Source organism: Shewanella sp. 11B5, assembly GCF_002836795.1.
Taxonomy (GTDB): Bacteria; Pseudomonadota; Gammaproteobacteria; order Enterobacterales; family Shewanellaceae; genus Shewanella; species Shewanella frigidimarina.
This window is the reverse complement of the sequence record NZ_PJAP01000564.1, coordinates 1-4,289: the sequence shown is the minus strand read 5'-3', so window position 1 is coordinate 4,289 and position 4,289 is coordinate 1. Positions and strand designations below refer to the sequence as shown.

The window sequence follows — 4,289 nt, the reverse complement described above, 5'->3', positions numbered from 1 at the left end:
TACGCACACAAGAGGTCGTTATGTCTCGTAATATTATGCTTATTCCAATCGGTATTGGAGTGGGATTAACATCACTAAGCTTAGGTATGGTTCGTGCGCTTGAACGCAAAGGCGTTAAAGTCCAATTTTTTAAACCTATTGCTCAAATTCGATCTGGTGATACTGGTCCAGAACGTTCAACCACTATTTTAAGTACTTCTCCAACCGTCAATCCGTTGGAACCTTATTCAATGGTCCATGCTGAAGCGTTAATCCGTTCAGAGCAAACTGATGTCCTACTGGAACAGATTATTGCCCGCGCAGCAGAATGCGCCAGTAATACTGAAATCCTAGTGGTTGAAGGCTTAGTACCAACACGTAGCCATCCATTTGCTGATGACATTAACTATGAAATTGCCAAAGCATTAGACGCCGATGTTATTTTCATCGCAACCCCTGGTAACGATACGCCTAATGGATTAATGAATCGATTAGAAATCGCCTTTAACTCTTGGGGTGGACAGAAAAACAAACGTTTAATTGGCGCTATCATCAATAAAATTGGTGCTCCAGTTGACAATGAAGGTCGCACTCGTCCTGATTTATCTGAAGTATTTGATGATAAAAATATGAATGCCGTTGATAGCTCAGGAATGTTCCAACTTCCGGGTAAAAGTCCGCTGCGTATATTAGGTAGTGTGCCATACAATTTAGAGCTAATTGCCCCGCGTGCATCTGATTTGGCCAAGCACTTAAATGCCAAAATCATTAATGCCGGTGAAATGCATACTCGTCGTATGCGCCGTGTAACATTTTGTGCTCGTAGCCTGCCTAACATGGTTACTCACATCAAAACAAATTCATTGTTAGTAACTTCTGGCGATCGGTCCGACGTGATCGTGTCTGCATGTTTAGCAGCGATGAACGGCGTTAAAATTGGCGCGTTGTTGCTTACTGGGGGCTACCCGCCTGAACCAGAAATAATGAAATTATGTGAACAAGCTTTTGAAACAGGCTTGCCAGTATTTTTAATTGATTCAAATACATGGCAGACCTCGCTCAATATTCAACGCTTTGATCATGAAGTGCCTGTGGATGATGCGGTGCGCGTTGAAAAAGTGCAAGAATACGTGGCCAGTCATATTGACCAAACCTGGATTGAAAGTGTTACCCAGGATTCTCCACGTGAACACCGTCTATCTCCTCCGGCATTCCGTTACAAGTTAACCGAGCTAGCCCGTGCTGCCCGTAAAACTATCGTGCTTCCTGAAGGTGAAGAGCCAAGAACCGTAAAAGCAGCATCTATCTGTGCTGAACGGGGTATTGCTCGTTGCGTGTTAATCGGTAATCGCGAAGAGATTTTACGCGTTGCATCGCAACAAGATGTTATTTTAGGTGAAGGCATCGAAATCATTGAGCCAGAAAGCGTGCGTGAAAAGTACGTTGAGCCTATGCTCGAATTACGTCGTAGCAAAGGGTTAACAGAAGTTGTTGCCCGTGAGCAACTTGAAGACAACATGGTACTTGGTACCATGATGCTGGCACAAGATGAAGTAGATGGAATTGTATCCGGTGCTATTCATACCACGGCACATACTATTCGCCCACCATTGCAGTTGATCAAAACGGCACCGGGTTCTAGCTTAGTGTCGTCGATTTTCTTCATGCTGATGCCTGATCAAGTGCTAGTGTATGGCGATTGCGCGATTAACCCAGATCCAAATCCTGAACAACTAGCCGATATTGCGATTCAGTCAGCTGAATCAGCTAAAGCCTTTGGTATTGAGCCTCGCGTTGCGATGATCAGTTACTCAACGGGTACTTCTGGCACCGGTTCTGATGTGGATAAAGTACGTGAAGCTACACGAATCGCGAAAGAAAAACGTCCGGACTTGATTATCGATGGTCCATTGCAATACGATGCAGCAGTCATGCCTAACGTAGCGCTCTCTAAAGCACCTGACAGCCCTGTCGCAGGTAAAGCAACCGTATTTGTGTTCCCAGATTTAAACACGGGTAACACCACATACAAGGCGGTACAGCGTAGTGCTGATTTAATCAGCATCGGGCCAATGCTTCAAGGTATGCGTAAACCGGTTAACGATTTATCACGCGGCGCATTAGTCGATGATATTGTCTACACCATTGCGTTAACGGCCATTCAAGCTGCTCAAAATAGTGCCAAATAATTTGCTCTATTTCGGCTTAACATCGATGTAGATTGGTAATGTTTTGTCACTAAAAAAGCACTGATAATAATCAGTGCTTTTTTGTATCTGTCATCTTTGTTTTTATATCGAAAGTTCTTATATATCGAGTGTTCTTGCTTATCGAGAGTTAAAACAGGTTTGCTCACTAACCCTATTATCTTTACTAAAACGGATTACGGTCTATACCCATTTGTGACACAAACAAAAACGCTACCCGTATGGGTAGCGTTAATGAACAGGGTTATGTTGCAACCAAAGCTAAAAGTTATTTCTTCGCTTTTTTCTTAGTTGATTCACTAACCCATTTACCGCCGATAAACTTAGAAGACCAACCGGTAGCTTTACCGTCAACTTCAGTAGCAACATACTGCTCTTTCGTTTTACGACTAAATTTAACCGAGGCTTTATTTCCTTCATCATCTTCGACTGGCGCATCAGCAAGATACGCATATTTAGGCCATAACAAATCACGATACTGAACTAACTCTTCCACTAACGGCGCACGTGTTTCACGCGATTTAGGGAAAGTACTGGCAGCTAAAAATATGCCCGCAGCACCATCACGAAGCACAAAGTGAGCATCCGATTTAGTACATTTCAATTCAGGTAGGAAGATAGGATCTTCTTTTGGTGGCGCCGCTTCGCCGCTTCTCAGCAACTTACGGGTGTTTTTACACTCGCTATTGGTGCAACCAAAATACTTACCAAATCGACCATTTTTAAGTTCCATATTATTGCCGCAACGATCGCACTCAATAATTGGACCTTCATAACCTTTAATCTTAAATTGTCCGGCTTCAACTTCGTAACCATCACATGACGGGTTATTACCACAAACATGCAATTTACGCGTCTCGTCAATGAGATAACTATCCATCGCCGTACCACACTTACCACAACGATGTTTAGCACGTAACGCTTCCGTTTCGCCATCTTCATTGTCGCTTACAGCTTCTTCACCTGGGGTTAAGTTAAGCGTGGTCTTACAACGTTCTTTAGGTGGTAACGCATAACCAGAACAACCTAAGAAGACCCCTGTTGAACCAGTGCGAATACCCATTGGACGGCCACAGGTTGGACACTTAATGTCGTCTGTTAATACCATCTCATTAGGGCGCATACCACCTTCATCAGGATCTAACTCGGCCAACAATAACTGCTTGGTAAAGTCGCCATAAAAACCGTCTAATACTTTTTTCCAGTCCAGCTTACCTTGAGCAACATCATCTAATGTTTGCTCCATGCTGGCGGTAAAGTCGTAGCTCATTAATTCTTTAAAACTGCCGACTAAGCGTTCGCTGACAATCTCACCCATTTTTTCAGCAAAGAAACGGCGGTTATCAACTTTAACGTAACCACGATCCTGAATGGTTGAAATAATCGTCGCATACGTTGAAGGACGACCAATACCACGCTTCTCAAGCTCTTTAACTAAAGATGCTTCGCTGTAACGCGGCGCAGGCTTGGTAAAGTGTTGTTTTGGCGACAACGTTTCAAGCACTAATTTGTCGCCTTTTGCAACGACTGGCAGTGTCTTATCTTCTTCGTTTTTCTTACTCACTTGTGGCTGAACACGAGTCCAACCATCAAAACGTAAGGTACGGCCACTGGCTTTTAATTCGTAATCACCCGCGGTTACCGTTAAACGTGTTGCATCATATTGAGCTGGTGTCATTTGACAGGACACAAATTGACGCCAGATAAGCTCATACAAGCGCTGAGCGTCTCTTTCCATATCGGTTAACGAAGCGGACTGCACAGCCACGTTTGACGGTCTAATAGCTTCATGCGCCTCTTGAGCGCCCTCTTTGCTACCATAACGAATAGGTTCTGCCGGTAAATACTTGTCACCGAACTCGGCACCAATCATTTCACGTAAGTTTTCAACCGCTTCTTTACTCAAATTGGTTGAATCGGTACGCATATACGTAATGTGACCAGCTTCATACAAACGCTGCGCCATCATCATGGTTTTCTTTACACCGAAACTAAGACGAGTACTGGCAGCTTGCTGTAACGTCGACGTAATATAAGGGGCCGAAGGTTTGCTTGAGGTTGCTTTATCTTCACGCGCAGTGACAACATACGTTGCATCACGTA

General features: G+C 43.9%; 2 protein-coding genes. One reads left to right on the top strand and one right to left on the bottom strand.

Annotation, left to right across the window (positions count from 1 at the left end; all coding sequences use genetic code 11):
- Positions 1-20 precede the first annotated feature (20 nt).
- A complete protein-coding gene (gene pta, locus CXF78_RS13205) occupies positions 21-2,168 on the top strand; it encodes a phosphate acetyltransferase (protein ID WP_011637931.1) in 2,148 nt (715 codons plus the stop codon).
- A gap of 286 nt (positions 2,169-2,454) precedes the next feature.
- On the opposite strand, the gene topA is transcribed toward pta, so the two are convergent.
- Positions 2,455-4,289, bottom strand: a 1,835-nt coding sequence (gene topA, locus CXF78_RS13200; protein WP_102037058.1) for a type I DNA topoisomerase, incomplete at its 5' end; no start/stop codon positions are given.